Here is a 15,357-nt window from a genome sequence, read left to right on the forward strand (position 1 = left end):
TTGTGAGAGCGGACAGCGTGAATTCCTCCGGTGATTCCCCCGACGAGACCATTGAGCGTGGGAACCAACGTCTCGCGAGACGAAGCGGACTGGCCGTGGGGCTCGCAACCGCGGCCTACGGGATCTCGTTCGGCGCACTCTCGGTCGCCGCCGGTCTGTCCATCGCGCAAACGTGCTTCCTGAGCATCGTGATGTTCTCCGGTGGTTCCCAATTCGCACTCGTTGGCGTACTTGCCACGGGCGGCGCGGCGTCCGGGCCCGCCGCTATCGCCGGAGCCGCTCTTCTGGGAGTGCGGAATGGAATCTACGGAATCAGGACCTCACCGATGATCGGTCGCGGGTGGTGGAAACGAACGGCCGCGGCGTGGCTGACCATTGACGAGTCCACCGCCGTTGGACTGGCTCAGCCCACACCGCGCAGTCGCCGCACCGGCTTCTGGGTGACGGGCCTTGCCGTCTTCATCGGTTGGAACCTCACCACGCTCCTCGGTGCGCTGATTGGCGACGCCATGGGTGACACTCGCGCATACGGTCTCGACGCCGCTGTGTTTTGTCAACTTGAAGCCGGCCATTTCAGCGCTAAGAAACCTGCCAGTTCAGCACCGTTTCCGGCCAGTTGAGCACCGCGGCCTCATCGGCCGGTTTTCGGGGTTAACTCCGTCGCCACGAGCCTTGGAGCAGGGCGTTGCGGTGGCCCGGTCGGCGTCAGGTTCGAGGTCGGCCGGGCCGGTCCAGGGCTATTTCATGAGCGCGTGCTTCACGCGGTAGGACTCGCCGCGAAACTGGAGGAGGCGGCCGTGGTGGACGATGCGGTCGATGACGGCTGCGGCCATGTTGTCGTCGCCGAACACCGTTCCCCAGCGCGAAAATTCTAGATTTGTTGTGATGATCAGGCTTCTTTTTTCATAACCATCCGCGATGACTTGGAACAAGAGCCGAGCTCCCTCAGTATCAATCGGGAGGTAGCCAAATTCGTCAATTGCGATGAGCCGGTTCTTCGCTATGTTGGCTAGTTCCCGGTCGAGGCGGCCTTCGTCTTTGGCGCGGCGCAGCTGCATCACTAGCGACGAGGTCGTGTAGAAGCGGCCTGGGATTCCTTGCTGGCAGGCGGCGGCGATGAGCGCGCTGGCGAGGTGGGTTTTGCCGGTGCCAACGTCGCCGTAGAGGACCAGGTCTTCGGCCCGGTTGATGAAATCCAACGACGTCAGCTCCTCCCGGCCGTAGTCCTCGGGGAATTTCACGCTTGAGTAGTCGAAACCTGTGAGCGATTTCAGCGCCGGCAGCCGAGCGGCCGTCAACAGTCGTTGACGGCGTGATGCTTGTCGGGATTCGTGCTCGGCCAGGAGCACTCCGTGAAGGTATTCGCGTTGTTTCGGGGTGCCTTTCTCGGCCCATTCGACCAGCACGGCGTGGGTCAGCGATGCTTGCCGGCCGGTCGCGATGATGTCCTGCGCAGTGATCAGGGTCATGCGATTTCTCCCGTCAGCGTGTTGACGGTAGTGAAGGCGTCGGCGGTGAAGATGTCATAAACGCTCAAGTCCACGTTCTCCACTGCCGGGCTGGTCCCGCCGGCCAGGCGCCGGGCGAGCATGCCCAACGCAGCGATCTCCGGGGTGTCTCCGCGCTGGATCAGCATGTCAGCAGCAGTGATGGCAGCATCGAACCCGGCCGATCCTGATGCGGCATCAACGGCACTGAGAAGTCGGCGCCGGTTGGTTGCGGTGGCCTTGTCGAGCCAGTCGCGCACGGGCCCTGGGACCAACGGCCGCAGCTGGGAATGGCTCCAGGCGCCGGGCTTGGTCACTAGCAACGGCAGGAGCGCGGCCGGTCCGAAGATCGTCTCGGTCTGTCGTCCGAAGGCCCGCGGGAAGGAGCGGACGGGCGTCGACTGTTCGTCGAGGATCTCGATGACGTCGTGGCGTAATCCGACCGTGAGGGTGCGGCTGTGGAAGGAGGAACCGGCCGCGTAGGTGTTCCCGTCGATGAGGAGGTTGCCCTTCTTGTCGGCGGTGCGGGACTCGTAACGCACCGGGTCAAAGCCGACGCCGGGCAACGCCAGGCTGGCAGCGACGTCCTGGGCGAAGAGCTCGCTGATGGGCAGGCCTTTCCGGTAGTGCGTGGCCTCAGCCAGCGCCAGGCACCGCGTCATCAGCACCTCGTTCAGGCCCTGCAAGGTGGCTGCTTCGGGCTCGGGGACCATCAGGTTCCGGCGGAGGAACCCGACGGCGTTTTCCACGTTGCCTTTCTCGTTGCCGGAGTATGGATTGCAGTATCTGGATTCGGATCGGTAGTGCAGTTTGAACGCGCCAAACAGCTTGGTCTCGACGACCTTGGTGCCGACGCGTCGTCCGATGCCAGTGGCATTGTCAAAGACCAAGTGCCGCGGCGCAGCACCGATGTGATCAAACACAGTGCGCAGCCCGTGGCAGACGCACTCGGCGGTTTCGCCGCGGTAGGCCTGCACGAAGCGCATGTTCGAGAACGGAAACGTGACAACGAAGATATGCAGGACCTGCCGGAGCCCGCCGATGATGGCCTCGGCCTGGCCGAAGTCGACCTGCGCGGTGCCGGCCGGCCAGACCAATTCGGTGAAGCCCTCCCCGGCCTGGCGATGAAGGTCGTTCCACTTCTTCACGAAGCGTTGCACCGGAGAGTAACTGCCGGTGAAACCCCTCTCGGCGACCAACCGGTCAAAGACCCGCTTGGCCGTGTGGCGTTGCTTCCGGGGTCGGCGCTGGTCCTCGCTCAACCACTCTTCCACGGTCGTTTCAAACCCAGTCATCGCCGAGCCCGCGGGCCGGGCCATCGGCGCCGGAGGCTGGGGTGAGTAGTCACGTTGACCGGTGTATTTGACCACCGCGTCGCGGCTGACTCCCAACCGGCGGGCGATTTCACGGCCCGCAATTCCGTGGGAGTCGAGAGTTCTGATATTTTCTTGCACGGACATGGGTACCGTCATCTGCTTCCTGGTTCCTTCCGGCGCGACCGCTTGGCAGTAGACACGCCTTTAGGAACCTATCGGGGGGTGGCGGGCCCATGTCTCCATCGCTTGGGAGAGGGCCACGGCCACCGGTGATCTCAATCTCTACGCATCCCCGGATCCAAGGTTTTGGAGGGGAATCTGCTGGCCTGATTCTTAGCGCTTTTTTGGCAGGAAACCAGCCGCTAACTTGGCAGGAATCCAGCGCCGAAACGGCCTACAAAGAGTTGATCACACACAGCCGCGGCTGCCGCCGCGTTTGTTGGACTGTTGTGGCCGAGACTGAAGCGCCGTCAACCCCTCACTGTCGCAGCCCTGGCTGCCGTCGTCGCGGCATCCGTCACTCCCATACTCACGCCCGGTCTTCCGGTGCTTGTGGCTGCCCTCGTGGCCGTGCTCGTGGGCTGGTTCAACTGGTTCGACCGACCAGCTGATGGGGCACCCGTTCCGGAGCTGGGCTCGTGACGATCTGGCAGATCGTCATTGCTGGATCGATAGCCGTGCTCGCGATCAAATTTGCCGGCTATCTCGTTCCGATTTCCGTGCTGAGTCGGCAGGCGCCCGCCCGCATCGCAGATCTGCTCACGGTGGCGCTGCTCGCCGCGCTCATTGCGGTGCAGACCCTCGGCAACGGGCAGGCGATTGTGCTCGATGCGCGCGTGCCGGCCGTGCTCGTGGCCGCCGTTCTGTTCTGGCTCAAGGTGCCGTTCATCGTGGTCGTGATGGCCGCGGCCATCGTAGCCGCGGCCATCCGCGCGCTCTCGTAGCTACACGGTCACCCTTCGAGGTTGTCGATTCCGGGAACCCAGCTGCGCCCGGGCTGGCCCCATCCACGCTTCCGGCTGACCTTGCGAGCCATCTTCAAATAGATGTGTTCCAGGCGGTCCACGTACAGCGTTCCGTCCAGGTGGTCGAATTCATGCTGGAAAATTCGGGCCAACCATCCGTCCGCACGAATCTCAAACGGCTTGTTGTCGAGGTCGACGGCCCGCAGGATCGCACACTCGGCCCGGCGCAGCGGGAATCGTTCCCCGGGGAAGGACAAACAGCCCTCTTCATCATCGAGCTCCTCGTCGTCACCCTCAATCTCGGCGACGCCGGCGGGCACCGGGGTGATCCACAACTCCGGATTGATGGCCACGCCGCGCCAGGCGACGCCGTCATCATCCTGGAAACTGTATGTGAAGATGCGCTGGCCGACCCCCACTTGCGGGGCAGCGAGGCCGACACCGGGCGCCGCATCCATCGTTTCGAACATGTCGTGCACAAGCTGGCGCAGATCGTCGTCAAACTCGACAACGGGTGCGGCGGGGGAGTGCAGAACGGGGTCACCTGAAATACCTATTGCGCGTACGGCCATTCATCAAGAATATCCGCATGGATCTCGGTAAAGTCGTCAGGTGACCACTGACCTGACAGATCTGGCAGCGGAGATCACCATTGACCCGCGGCAGGCCATCGGAATTCCGTTGGCCCTGATTGGTGCGATCTTTCTCTCCCTCGGTGCGCAGTTCCAGCACCGCGGCGTTAACAAGGTCGAGGCCACGACTGCTGGCGTGACGAGCGGGCTGAATCTTCGGCAGCTGTTACTGCTGCTCAGTCGCCCCTCCTGGGTGTTCGGCACGCTCATGCTGGGACTGGCCATCGTATTTCAGCTGACCAGCCTGGGATTCGCGCCCATCATCGTCGTGCAGCCACTTGGTGCTGTCGCCCTCGTGATGACCGCAATCCTGAATGCTCGGGTGAGTCGGGTGCCACTCAACTATGGGTCGAAGGTGGCAATCGCCATGTGTGTGGGCGGAGTGGGACTCTTCGTCACGGTCGCCGCCTTCACCGCCGTTGACAAGCCGGTGACAGACGCTAACCTGATTACCATCCTCATTGTGCTCGCCCTGGTTCTGGCCCTGTTCGGACTTGCCTTTGGGTTCCTCCGCTCGAAGTTCCAGGCCATCTTCTACATCCTCGGCGCCGGAGTGCTCTACGGCTTCGTTGCCACCCTCGCCAAGGTCGTCATCACCCGCACGAAGTACGGAGACTTCGATTGGCTGACGCTTGTCTGTGTCGTTGGGCTCGTGGCCGCCGGCGTTCTCGGTGGCTATTTCGTGCAGAACGCGTATTCGTCAGGCCCCCCGGACCTGGTGATAGCCGGACTCACGGTCATCGACCCGCTGGTCGCGGTCGGAATCGGCATCGTTGTCCTGGGCGAGACGTCCCAGGCCCCCGCCTGGGCGGGAATTGCCTTCGTCATCGCCGGGGCCGTCGCGATCTGGGGGGTCTTCCTGCTGGCTCGGTATCACCCAGGGTTGGACCGCTGAGCCGTGCAAAACCGGGGCGCGCCTACGAACCGTGTGTTGAAACTCGAGGTCCGGTTTAGAATGAAGAGCTAAGACACCGCATCTCCACCCGACAGATACCAGTTTTCTAGCCGGACGAAGATCCCCGGCACACTAACGTAGGGACCTCGCCTCTTGTCAGATTCGCCTGACGTGCACAGCAACTCGGCACCGGAAGCCGCGCCCCAGTCGGCCAAGGAGCCGATTCGCGTGCTGATCGCAGCCGACACATTCGCGCCTGACGTGAACGGCGCGGCGAAATTCGCCGAACGCCTCGCGGCAGGGCTGGTGTCCCGCGGCCATGAGGTGCAGGTGGTGGCGCCGTCGACGTCTCGAAAGTTCGGCACGTGGACCGAAATGCACGAGGGCCAGCCGATGGTCGTGCATCGCCTGCACAGCTGGCGCTGGTATCCCCACGATTGGCTCCGGTTCGCACTTCCGTGGATCATTCGGCGTGAGAGTCGCCACATTCTCGACAGTTTTCGTCCGGATGTGGTGCATTTTCAGTCGCACATCAACATGGGCCGCGGCGTCACCATCGAGGCCGAGAAACGCGGATTGCGCATTATCGGCACCAATCACGTTATGCCAGAAAACATGGTCAAGTTTTCTCTCGTCCCGGTTGGACTTCAAGATCGGGTGATCAAGGCAGCCTGGCGCGCCGCCCGTCGAACGTTTGGCCGGGCGGAGGCCGTGACCACGCCGACGCGGAGCGCCGCAGAATTCCTCGAGAAATACACGGGACTGACCGGTGTGCATGCAATTTCCTGCGGCATCGACGCGGAGAACTACACTCCGAATTTTGAACCACGCAGCGAGAACAGAATCCTCTTCGTCGGCCGGGTGACGGGAGAAAAGCAGATCGATGTTCTGCTTCAGGCCGCGGCTCGCCTCGATCCGGCCCTCAAGGCTCAGATCGAGATTGTGGGTGGCGGAGACCAGAAGCGCAACCTTGAGCACCTCGCGGACACCCTCGGCATCAGGGCCAACGTAACCTTCACCGGTTACGTCACTGACGAGGAACTGCGGGCCGCCTATTCCCGTTCGACGCTCTTCGCCATGCCGTCGATCGCGGAGCTGCAGAGCATTGCGACGATGGAAGCGATGGCGTCCGGGCTCCCGATCGTCGCTGCGAATGCCATGGCTCTCCCGCATCTCGTTCACAATGACGAAAACGGCTACCTGTTCCGTCCCGGCGACGCCCAGGACCTGGCCGATAAGATCACCCGCGTGCTGAGTCTCCCGGCAGCCGACTTGGAGCGCTTCAAGCGCGAGTCTCTCAAGATGATTGAGGCACACGACATCCGGCGCACATTGAATACGTTCGAATGCCTGTATCGTGGAGAGCCGGTGACCGATACGGTCACCAACGGCGCTTCGACCCGATCCACAGACTGAACACTGCGGGCTCGTCGAACGTTCGGGGCGGTAGCTCAGCTGGTTAGAGCACCGGGCTCATAACCCGTCGGTCCTGGGTTCAAGTCCCAGTCGCCCTACTAGAAATATTGTGTTGATCAGGTATTTTCGTCCGCATTTGGTAACCGAAACTTGATGATTCTCGCTTTAGTTTTGGGTTCGAGTCCCGACCCGTCTCTCAAAAACCTGGCGTGATCAGATGTTCTAGTCCTCGCCATGCTGCAAGGCTTTGGTCTGCCATTGTTTATTGATTGTTTATTGCTAAAACCTCGTCGAAGTGTGAGCTGGGAGGCCCGGAAATCCGCGGTTCGTTCGTCGTCTGACCACTGTGGGGAGGGATCATAGGACGTCGGGTCCTGGGTTCAAGTTGCCGCCGTCCCGTTTGGAAATCGGATTGATCAGGTTTTTTTGTTTACCGTGAATAGCAAGACTTGATGCACTCCCGTTTATTCACCGTTTATTCGGTCCCCGCGACCGATCGGATCCCTGACGGCGAGTAGTGCACGGCTCGGCTCGATCCATCTAGCGTGCCCTCGATCAGGTCGGTGTTCACTTGGGAACGCCACGGTTCGACCTGTTGGTTCGGCACCTCTTGGAAACGTCGCTCCACCTGGCCTACGTGATCGTTGTCGCCACTCCATTTGCAGCAACTCGGTCAGCTACGTCCCGTCTCCGGCCATCCCACGTGTTAAAATTATTTTCCTGTACGCGTGTACGACGTACACGCGATGATCCCCTTCGAAACACGACGAACGCTCCCGAGCCGGCGGCGGGACCCATCGGACGGTCGCAGTCGAGCTCGACGAACGATGGGTAGACAAAGCCGGGCTTCGGGAACCATTCAAGCCAGTCGACGATCCCGACTCGTTCAGCGACCTGATCGCATATTGCTTCCCCGCGAATCACTTGCCGAACCGCTTCAGGGTGGATGATGACGTTGTGACTGTGCTCGAGTTTGGACCTGTGTCCTCGTGACGCCGTCTCATGACGTGACCCCATCGACGGGGACAACCGGAGGCCGAGCGCGAGTCACGCGTCTCGGAGCCAGGTGGGCGCCTCTAGTCGTTGGGTTTGCTGTTGCTTTGCTTGCCGCGCTGGCTGCACTCGGCGGAATCGGTGAATCGGCGGTACGTCATGCATCCGATCTGCTGTGGACCGATGGCTCCGCCGACGCACGTGTTGTGGTCGTTGCGGTGGACGAAGCATCCGTCGCCGCGCGCGGAGAGTGGCCGTGGAGTGACGACGTGCAAGCAAGCCTGCTCCGCATGATTTCTGCTGCTGGCCCGGCGGTCGTGGCGGTGGACATCGTCGCTTCTGCATCCGACGTTGCTGTTGCTGAAGCACTGTCCAGCGGCCCCTTCGTGGCGGCGCAGGATTTCAGCGCCGCATCCACCTTCCGATCGCGCTGGCTTCAGGTCAGCGGCGGGAGTACGCTGCCCCAGGCTGTCCTCGCCAACGCAACGGGAGTCGGGCACGCAGTCGTGCTTGCCGACAGCGACGGGGTGCTGCGCTCGCTCCCCGCGTTCGTCGAGACGTCAGACGGGGAGTTCGTGCCTGCGCTCGCTGTACGCACGGTCGACGCACTGGACGGGGTTATCGATCCGGTGATCGTGCGCCCATCGGCCGTTCAGGTGGGTGCGGAGACGATCCCTGTCGAGTCCGACTCTGCACTCCGGATCCATTGGACCGACGACACTGCCATCGTCTCGGCGGAGGATGTGCTCGCGGGTGCTGTGGACGATCAACTTCGCAATGCAATCGTGGTGTTGGGCGTGACCGAAGGGGGAGTTGGTGATCGGCACATCACGCCTCTTCAGCCAGGCGTGACCACCCCTGGGGTTATCGTGCAAGCTCAAGCCATAAGTACGATCCTTCAGAACGCCTGGGTGGTGCCGTATTGGCCATGGGTCACCGGGGTCGCGGTGCTCGTCTTCGGGCTTCCCGTCGCCTTCGCGGCACGTCGACTCCACCTGTGGTGGGCTGTGCTGGTGGCGTTCGGCAGCATCTTGATAGTCACCGCTGTCGGTCTCGTGCTGTTCCAATTATTCGGGTGGTTGCCTGACTTCGTTCGCATCCCGATAGGCATTCTTGCGGCGGGTGTGGTGAGCCTCGGCGTCAGGGCAATTGCGGAGCAGCGCGATCGACAGACTGCCGAGCGGTTATTTTCCCGATATGTGCCGCGGGACGTAGCTCTTGCGCTTCTCCGCGAAGGTCGCGGCGAGGGTGCGGGAGCGGGCGAACGGCTCACGGTTGGCATCCTCTTCTGTGACCTCCGGTCCTTTACCCCGATGGCAGCGAGTCTCGATCCCGGTGACGTTCAGCGTGTGCTCGACATCTTCTACGACTACGTCTGTGAGCGCGTGTTCGCCCACGAGGGCACCGTCATGCAGTTCGTTGGTGACGAAGTCTTTTCAGTGTTTGGCGCTCCACGCATTCTCGAGGACCCGATCCGGGATGCGCGGGAGGCGTCATCGAATCTGCTGGTGGACCTTCCTTCACTTGCCGCGAGCCTCGATGCGGCTGGCCTGCCGCGCATCGAGTTCGGCATGGGCCTGCATGCGGGGTTGGTAGTTGCGAGCCACGTTGGGCCTGCAGATCGGCGTCAGTACTCCGTCATCGGTGATCCGATCAATGTGGGCTCGCGGCTTTGCGGGCTTGCGCGCGGCGGGCAGGTCGTCGCTTCGGAAGAGGCCGCAGGTTCAGCGGAATGGCTCCACGGCAGTCGTGAAACCGTTTTGGTGAAGGGAATCGACCGCCCGCTTTCGGTCATTCGCGTGCAGGCGACCAACGTTTCGCCATAGTCACGATTACAAATCCTCTTTTTCAGTCCCGATTCAGGAATTTCTGGAACGGATTGGAGTTTTCGCGACCCGTCTCGATATGCCTCCTACATCTGGCGCAGGATGCCATGGTCCGGACGTCGAGGATTCGATACCAAGAATGCCTCGCCCCAACTTTTTGAGGGCTCTGGAGCTGGTATACACGGTGACGTGTCCGATAATCCTGTCGGTCAATGTGCCACGCGAGTACGACTCGAGAGTGGCCATCCCAGCCCCTGACCCGCCAGCACCAGTCTTGGTGCTGCCGACCGAGGCTTGAGCAACCCCGGGCTCAGATCGGTGATTGCCAGCGAGTCTTTCTATTGGGCGTTCGTAGACAGGGCGTGCAGGACTGATTTCACCTGAAACGGCGTCAGTTCTGGATGCTTTGACAGCAGCAGCGTAACCAACCCTGCGATGTGCGGTGCGGCGAAGCTATTGCCGGTCGCTGTGATGCTGCCCGTCGCCCATGCCACGTCGACGTCAATGCCCGGAGCGCCAAACTCGACCGGCGGGCGCGGGTTGTAGGCGATCGAGAACGGGTCATCTCCCTCGCGCGCGGCGACCGAAAACACCGACGCATACTGAGACGGATAAGTGGGGCCTGGGACATTGTTCGCCGCGCAGACCAGCATGAGGTTGTGGAAGTATGCCTCATCGGCGAGGGCGTGCAATGGGCCGAACCATTGCTCGCTGCGGCTACTCAAGCTAAGGTTGGCGACGTTCATGCCGTGATCGATCGACCAACGGATGGCCGCAGCGAACATCGCCCCACGGGTGCTCAGGTTTTTGCCGAGCACCCGGACGCTGTAGATGTCGGCCTCCGGGGCCATCATGCGGATGATTCCCGCGCAGGCAGTTCCGTGACCGTACAGGTCCTCGTGCGGTCCTTCGACTATCCGGCAACCGTCGACCGACCTGTCATCCGGTTCGATCGCGATGCTACCCGCCAGCCGGGCCACTCGAGGATGATCAGCTGAGACCCCGCTGTCGATGACGGCGACCTTTACGCCCTTTCCAGTCGCGGAACCCCATGCCCAGGTATGGGTCGGTGTAGGTAGCGGCAGGGGCGTGATGGGCCGCAGCACCGCGTCGCTGAAGGCGGACGACCACTCGGGAAGTGTCACGCGCGACCTCGCGAATAGTCGAGGGCGGCAGTTAGAACGGTGAGAGCGAACTTCTGACCGTTGGGTCCAGCGTCCGAGATCCGATGAATGGCGAGCGCGAGCTCGGCCAAATTCTTACCGGCATCATCCGCATCCGCGAGTGACGCAAGTGCGCGGGCGAAGTCCTCGTCGTTTTTCGCATCGGCGAGTGCGGTTAGCAGCACGGAGCCCAGGCGGTCAAATGTGGTGGAGAGTCGGACGGTGGCCGCGAGCTGTGACCCGATGAGCCCAAGTATGTCGAGATCACGGCCTGTGTTCTGGTTGATTGCGCGCGCATCGAGCACTTCAATCACGCCGAGCACCTCTCCATCTTCGCCGAGAAGCGGTGCAGCGAGGATGGATGTCGGAATGTAGCTGGTTTCCTCGGCCACATCGCGGGCGAATCGGGCATCGACACTGACGTTGGCGATGGCGATCGGCTGGCCGGTCATCGCCACCCAGCCTGCGATGCCTCGCTCGACCGGCATAGTCCTGCCGGTGATCATCGTCGCGCCGATGCCGTTGGCGGCGATGAATCGAATCTCATTACCTTCCGATTGGACGAGCGCGCAGGATGCGGCGGCGGCATCAAAGAGTGCACGAATGGCGGCAGTCGCACGGTTCAGCTCGCCCTCGAGCGCTGTCGGTCGGGTCGCTACGCCGAGCGCGTTTCCTAGGCGGGCGACCAGCGAAACAAGGTCGGCGGTGAATTCGGTCATGGCGCCAGTCTGGTCTGCTTAGCGTGCACGTGACAACCATCGCGAGCCCATTTCAGTTCAAGACGTTTGGGTCAGAACGTACTCCACCCGTTTAGGGGTTTCAGGGGTGCCAGAACCTGCGAATTTCTGCACCAGATCCCCTTCCCTGCGTGATCTCTGTGTGCGACAATCTCGACTGGAATGCGCTCAGCGCACTCCATCACTAGGGCCGGCTTCGGCCCCGGAGCGAGGAGGAAGGGGCGACGTGGCGACCACGGTGAACGCCTACGCTGCAGCCTTCGGCCAGCGCGACTTTCGGCTGCTGATTACGTCTTCCTTCATCAACTCAATAGGCAGCTGGATCGCGCAGATCGTGCTCGATGTCTACGTATACTCAGTCACCGGCTCCCTCGCCTGGCTCGCGGCTATGGCAGCGGCAAGCTGGATACCCGGGCTGCTCATTGCCCCGCTGGCCGGTGTGCTCGCCGACCGTGTCGACCGCCGCAGTCTCATGATTGTTTCGGCCCTGCTGTCGGGCGTTATTGGAATCGGTTTCGTCGTAATCGTGCTGACGGACGGACCGGTACTCCTGATGCTGATTCTTGGCATCGTTGCGTCGATCGTGCGCAGCCCGTACGGGCCGGCCGCAGGGGCACTCACGCCCGAAGTCGTCGACGCGGCGACTCTGCCGACGGCTAACGCCGTCTTTGCCAGCCTGGACAATATCGTCGTTGTGATCGGTCCGGCGCTCGGTGGCCTTCTGGTATTGCTTGGGGAGCCGGCGATCGGTGTCTCGATCAATGCGGCGAGCTACTTCATCGCGGCTTTTCTCGCCATGATGCTCAGAGTGCGCAGTCGCGGTGACGCTGCGCCGGGGGAGCGGATTATTCGGCAGGTCCTGGACGGAGTGGACGCCCTGCGTCGGACCCCCACCGCGGCGATACTCCTGCTGTTCGCCGCGCTTGACACCATGCTCGCGGGTGCATACACGGTCGTCTTCATCCCGATAAGTCAGCACCTCGGCATGGGAACTCAAGGCTACGGCTACCTCCTCGCTGGCTCGGCGATTGGCGGGATCATTGGCGCCACCGTTGCTGACCGGCTCAGTCGGGCGCGACGTCTCGCGCCGATCATCGTGGGAGGGCTGCTGATCCAGTCCATTCCCTATGCCCTTACCGCGTTCACCACCGCTAGCGCGGTAGGCATCGGGCTCCAGGTCGTCTCGGGCATCGGCATGGTGATCGTCGATGTGGTCGCCCTAACCGCCATTCAGCGTGAAGTTACTGCCGGTCAGCTCAGCCGGGTTCTCTCCCTCCAGGACACCGTGGCACTCCTGGCCAGTGTTCTCGGCACCTTCACGGCGGCCGCCCTTTTGTCGGCGCTCCCGATCGAAACCTCCCTCATAGTCATGGGGTCGGTGTTCACCGTCGTCGCGCTAGCCCTGTCACCGCTGCTCGTGCGCACGGACCGTGCATCTGCAGCGCAAGCCGCGCTGCTCGAGTCTCGGGTTGGCGTGCTCGACCAGATCCGGCTCTTCGCTCCGTCGTCCAACTCGGTCAAGCAACGACTCTCGGCCGCTATCGAGGTGCGGCACCTTGCTGCTGGCGACGTCCTTATCCGCGAGGGCGAGCACGCGGATGCGCTCTGGGTGCTCGCCGACGGGACGCTCGCCGTTACGTCGAGTTCGGTGCCGCGCGGCGCAATCCCGGATGTCGTCGCGCCAGACGTCGTCGGAGAGATCGGAGTGCTTACTGCGATACCGCGTACTGCCACCGTGGTAGCCACATCCGCGGCAACCGTATGGCGATTGGGCGCGGACGATTTCGTTGCTGCTGTCGAGCCTCATCGGCAGCCCCTGCTGCTGCTCGGCCCGTCGATGGTGCGGCTGAGTCGAACCGATCCCGACCTCGTCGTGAGTCGGCAACTGAACAGTTTGAGTGTTCGCCAGCCGACACTTCTCGATTCGACACCCGATCACACTGCTGTTATCGCACCAAGCGACACCCACCCACCGAATGAAGGAATGAAGAAATGACTGAGAACACCAACGACCTGTCCGACATCACCGAAGAGGACGTCCAAGGTCACGGTTTCCGCGGCAACCGACTCGTCGAGGATGACGATGTAGAAGGTCACGGCGGCCATCGCCCCGTCGTCGAGGATGATGACGTCGAGGGTCACGCCGCCAGGACCGGTCACGTCGTCGAGGATGATGATGATGACGTCGAGGGTCAGGGAGTCGGTTCCTGACCTCAGGCTGCTGATCCGATCACAGGACCAGGGTGAGCAGGTAAGCGGATTCTGCGTAACGATTACCGGGCGAAAGCGTCCCCTTGGACGCGCCTCCCCAAATCGGGCGCTGAGTCCGCTCATCTGTGGCGATGGTGCCCATGCTGTCGACCGGCGATCCCCTATCGGTGAGTCACGCGCCCGCATCACGCCCCGTCGACCGCAAAGTCTGGGTACCGCAAGCTCGTTGCTCATCGGCAACTTCCAGACTGAACAACCTGCTGGTAGAACCTGATGAGAATATCATCGTGGTGGGCGCGATGCTCGTCTTCGTCAAGACCACAAATTTTGTGCCGCAAGGCGGCGCCATGGCTATACTGGTGGCTCTTCTTTGATAAAAAAATTTCACTTCGTCAGTTGGCTCGTTTTCCGATCGGAGTCGTCACGTGAATTCTCGTAAAGCGCTGTCCGTACTGGCCATCGTTGTTGTGCTTGCGTTTCTAACCTCGTGTACGTCGGGCCCGGCGGCGCAGGTGAGCGCATCCGCCACGAAAGTAACGTTGGCGTCCGAGTCGGGGAATCCCTCGGAGGTGAAAGAGACAGGCACTGCCCACGCGGGCGATATCGTCCAAACCGACTCGGCAGGTAAAGCGCAGCTGGACTATCCCGACGGATCTCTCACACGCCTGGGCCCTGACAGTAAGTTCACCATCGACGAGCTCGATTCCGCTACAGCGCAGCGGACGGCGGTCACACTCGACGTCGGCCAGAGCTGGCATCGAGTCAAGAAGCTCGTCGCAGAGGGTGCGCAGTATGAGGTGACGACGCCGGTCGGTACTGCGTCCGTTCGCGGCACAGCATTCGCCGTCGTCTGCGAGGGCAATTCCAGTTGTGCGTTCACTGTCATCGAAGGGCTCGTACAGGTGAAAACCAAGGACGGGACGCTAATTGACGTGCACCCGTTCGAGAAGGTGACTGTGCCCGAGAACACCGCGGCCGTGCCGTACCCGATGGACGCTGTACAGGCCGACGAGTGGATAATGAATAACCTCGAACTCGACGGCATCGAGCTCGCCGACTCAGCGGCAGCCGCTGGCCCTGACGCGGAGTGGAAAGCCTCCCTCGACGGGGTATGGAGCATGGCCATAACCATCACCAGTGAGACCGCGGAAAACAGGCAAGGGAACGTCGGAACAACCGTCACGCGGGTTTGGACAGTGACCACTGGCCAGTGCACGGCCGACTCCTGTGCTGTCTCTATCTCTTCCGATAGCGGCAACACGCTTCCGGCAATGTTGAGCGCAGCCGGGCTGACCGTGAATCCGAGTAATGGATTCGCTCCATGCCTTGACAGTGTTACTGGGGAGACGCTGTCGGACAAAGGGTACACAACCGAGTTTGAGTACGTGTTAGCTCAGGACGGGACCGAACAAGTCGACGGTGTCCCGACAGTCACGTCCTACTCGGGGATATTCACGTCGGTGTGGACTTTGGCCGATCCGGTTGCATGCGCTGGAGCCCCAGAGTCGGCAACATCTGTAGGGTCAGTCGCGCTAGTGAGAGCCGACGGCTGACGTAGCTGGTCTTTAAGACGAGGGGGCTGCCGTAGTCGGTGCGGGAGCGCAGTATGCGGAGCACGCTGGCGATTTGTCGTGGCTGAACGGCGACGCTGATCCCGGCGTGGTGGTCATCGCGGGTGACGAGCCGTCAATCGGAGAGTCGGGTAAGTGGCCGTGG

15 protein-coding genes and 1 tRNA gene are annotated in these 15,357 nt (G+C 62.1%); 10 read left to right on the plus strand and 6 right to left on the minus strand.

Features of this window, described 5'->3' with window-relative positions; translation table 11 throughout:
- The first annotated feature begins 2 nt into the window (after positions 1-2).
- Positions 3-620: an AzlC family ABC transporter permease gene (locus EDD25_RS16435; RefSeq protein WP_166671330.1), complete on the plus strand. Its 618-nt coding sequence runs from the start codon at positions 3-5 to the stop codon at positions 618-620.
- A gap of 117 nt (positions 621-737) precedes the next feature.
- Here the strand turns inward: EDD25_RS16435 and istB are convergent, their stop codons facing one another.
- Together istB and istA are read right to left on the minus strand one after the other, a co-directional pair.
- Positions 738-1,469: an IS21-like element helper ATPase IstB gene (gene istB, locus EDD25_RS16440; RefSeq protein WP_175183030.1), complete on the minus strand. Its 732-nt coding sequence runs from the start codon at positions 1,467-1,469 to the stop codon at positions 738-740.
- Positions 1,466-2,947, minus strand: a complete 1,482-nt coding sequence (istA, locus tag EDD25_RS16445; RefSeq protein ID WP_134175076.1) for an IS21 family transposase — start codon at positions 2,945-2,947, stop codon at positions 1,466-1,468. The genes istB and istA overlap by 4 nt, the downstream gene beginning before the upstream one ends.
- A 303-nt stretch (positions 2,948-3,250) precedes the next feature.
- Between istA and EDD25_RS16450 the strand changes: the two genes are divergently transcribed.
- Together EDD25_RS16450 and EDD25_RS16455 are read left to right on the plus strand one after the other, a co-directional pair.
- Entirely contained in the window at positions 3,251-3,445 is a 195-nt protein-coding gene (locus EDD25_RS16450; RefSeq protein ID WP_422386811.1) for a hypothetical protein, read from the plus strand.
- Positions 3,442-3,747, plus strand: a complete 306-nt coding sequence (locus EDD25_RS16455) for an AzlD domain-containing protein (protein ID WP_134174869.1) — start codon at positions 3,442-3,444, stop codon at positions 3,745-3,747. The genes EDD25_RS16450 and EDD25_RS16455 overlap by 4 nt, the downstream gene beginning before the upstream one ends.
- Positions 3,748-3,755: 8 nt before the next feature.
- Here the strand turns inward: EDD25_RS16455 and def are convergent, their stop codons facing one another.
- Complete coding sequence (gene def, locus EDD25_RS16460) at positions 3,756-4,340, minus strand: peptide deformylase (protein ID WP_134174871.1); 585 nt, start codon at positions 4,338-4,340, stop codon at positions 3,756-3,758.
- A gap of 40 nt (positions 4,341-4,380) precedes the next feature.
- Here def and EDD25_RS16465 point away from each other — a divergent pair, with 40 nt between their 5' ends.
- From EDD25_RS16465 to EDD25_RS16480, 4 genes are all read left to right on the plus strand, one after another.
- Complete coding sequence (locus EDD25_RS16465) at positions 4,381-5,295, plus strand: DMT family transporter (RefSeq protein WP_134174873.1); 915 nt, start codon at positions 4,381-4,383, stop codon at positions 5,293-5,295.
- Positions 5,296-5,448: 153 nt separating this feature from the next.
- Complete coding sequence (locus EDD25_RS16470; RefSeq protein ID WP_241986622.1) at positions 5,449-6,711, plus strand: glycosyltransferase; 1,263 nt, start codon at positions 5,449-5,451, stop codon at positions 6,709-6,711.
- A gap of 24 nt (positions 6,712-6,735) precedes the next feature.
- Positions 6,736-6,809, plus strand: a tRNA-Ile gene (locus tag EDD25_RS16475).
- Positions 6,810-7,811: 1,002 nt separating this feature from the next.
- The gene (locus tag EDD25_RS16480; RefSeq protein WP_166671331.1) at positions 7,812-9,530 is read left to right on the plus strand and encodes a CHASE2 domain-containing protein; all 1,719 of its coding nucleotides are present in this window, start codon (positions 7,812-7,814) and stop codon (positions 9,528-9,530) included.
- Between the two features lie 338 nt (positions 9,531-9,868).
- Here the strand turns inward: EDD25_RS16480 and EDD25_RS16485 are convergent, their stop codons facing one another.
- Together EDD25_RS16485 and EDD25_RS16490 are read right to left on the minus strand one after the other, a co-directional pair.
- The gene (locus tag EDD25_RS16485; protein WP_134174876.1) at positions 9,869-10,675 is read right to left on the minus strand and encodes a S8 family serine peptidase; all 807 of its coding nucleotides are present in this window, start codon (positions 10,673-10,675) and stop codon (positions 9,869-9,871) included.
- A complete protein-coding gene (locus tag EDD25_RS16490; RefSeq protein WP_134174878.1) occupies positions 10,672-11,412 on the minus strand; it encodes a GAF domain-containing protein in 741 nt (246 codons plus the stop codon). The genes EDD25_RS16485 and EDD25_RS16490 overlap by 4 nt, the downstream gene beginning before the upstream one ends.
- A gap of 244 nt (positions 11,413-11,656) precedes the next feature.
- Here EDD25_RS16490 and EDD25_RS16495 point away from each other — a divergent pair, with 244 nt between their 5' ends.
- On the plus strand, positions 11,657-13,426 hold the full coding sequence (locus tag EDD25_RS16495) for an MFS transporter (protein ID WP_134174880.1): 1,770 nt from the start codon (positions 11,657-11,659) through the stop codon (positions 13,424-13,426).
- Here EDD25_RS16495 and EDD25_RS16500 read toward each other — a convergent pair.
- Positions 13,366-13,764, minus strand: a complete 399-nt coding sequence (locus tag EDD25_RS16500) for a hypothetical protein (RefSeq protein WP_134174882.1) — start codon at positions 13,762-13,764, stop codon at positions 13,366-13,368. The genes EDD25_RS16495 and EDD25_RS16500 overlap by 61 nt on opposite strands.
- An 8-nt stretch (positions 13,765-13,772) precedes the next feature.
- Here EDD25_RS16500 and EDD25_RS16505 point away from each other — a divergent pair, with 8 nt between their 5' ends.
- Together EDD25_RS16505 and EDD25_RS16510 are read left to right on the plus strand one after the other, a co-directional pair.
- Positions 13,773-14,015 carry a hypothetical protein gene (locus tag EDD25_RS16505; protein WP_134174884.1) on the plus strand — a complete coding sequence of 81 codons (243 nt, stop codon included), beginning with the start codon at positions 13,773-13,775 and terminating at the stop codon, positions 14,013-14,015.
- A 138-nt stretch (positions 14,016-14,153) separates the two neighbouring features.
- Positions 14,154-15,194, plus strand: coding sequence for a FecR family protein (locus EDD25_RS16510; protein ID WP_166671332.1), 1,041 nt, complete (start codon positions 14,154-14,156; stop codon positions 15,192-15,194).
- The last annotated feature ends 163 nt before the right edge of the window (positions 15,195-15,357 follow it).

Source organism: Cryobacterium psychrophilum, assembly GCF_004365915.1.
In the GTDB taxonomy this organism is placed as follows: Bacteria; Actinomycetota; Actinomycetes; order Actinomycetales; family Microbacteriaceae; genus Cryobacterium; species Cryobacterium psychrophilum.

What these genes read in the sequence shown, in the direction of transcription:
- EDD25_RS16490 (WP_134174878.1), bottom strand. Translation starts at nt 11,412, where the DNA reads ATGACCGAATTCACCGCCGACCTTGTTTCGCTGGTCGCCCGCCTAGGA.
- istA (WP_134175076.1), bottom strand. Translation starts at nt 2,947, where the DNA reads ATGTCCGTGCAAGAAAATATCAGAACTCTCGACTCCCACGGAATTGCG.
- EDD25_RS16500 (WP_134174882.1), bottom strand. Translation starts at nt 13,764, where the DNA reads ATGAGCGGACTCAGCGCCCGATTTGGGGAGGCGCGTCCAAGGGGACGC.
- istB (WP_175183030.1), bottom strand. Translation starts at nt 1,469, where the DNA reads ATGACCCTGATCACTGCGCAGGACATCATCGCGACCGGCCGGCAAGCA.
- EDD25_RS16505 (WP_134174884.1), top strand. Translation starts at nt 13,773, where the DNA reads ATGGTGCCCATGCTGTCGACCGGCGATCCCCTATCGGTGAGTCACGCG.
- def (WP_134174871.1), bottom strand. Translation starts at nt 4,340, where the DNA reads ATGGCCGTACGCGCAATAGGTATTTCAGGTGACCCCGTTCTGCACTCC.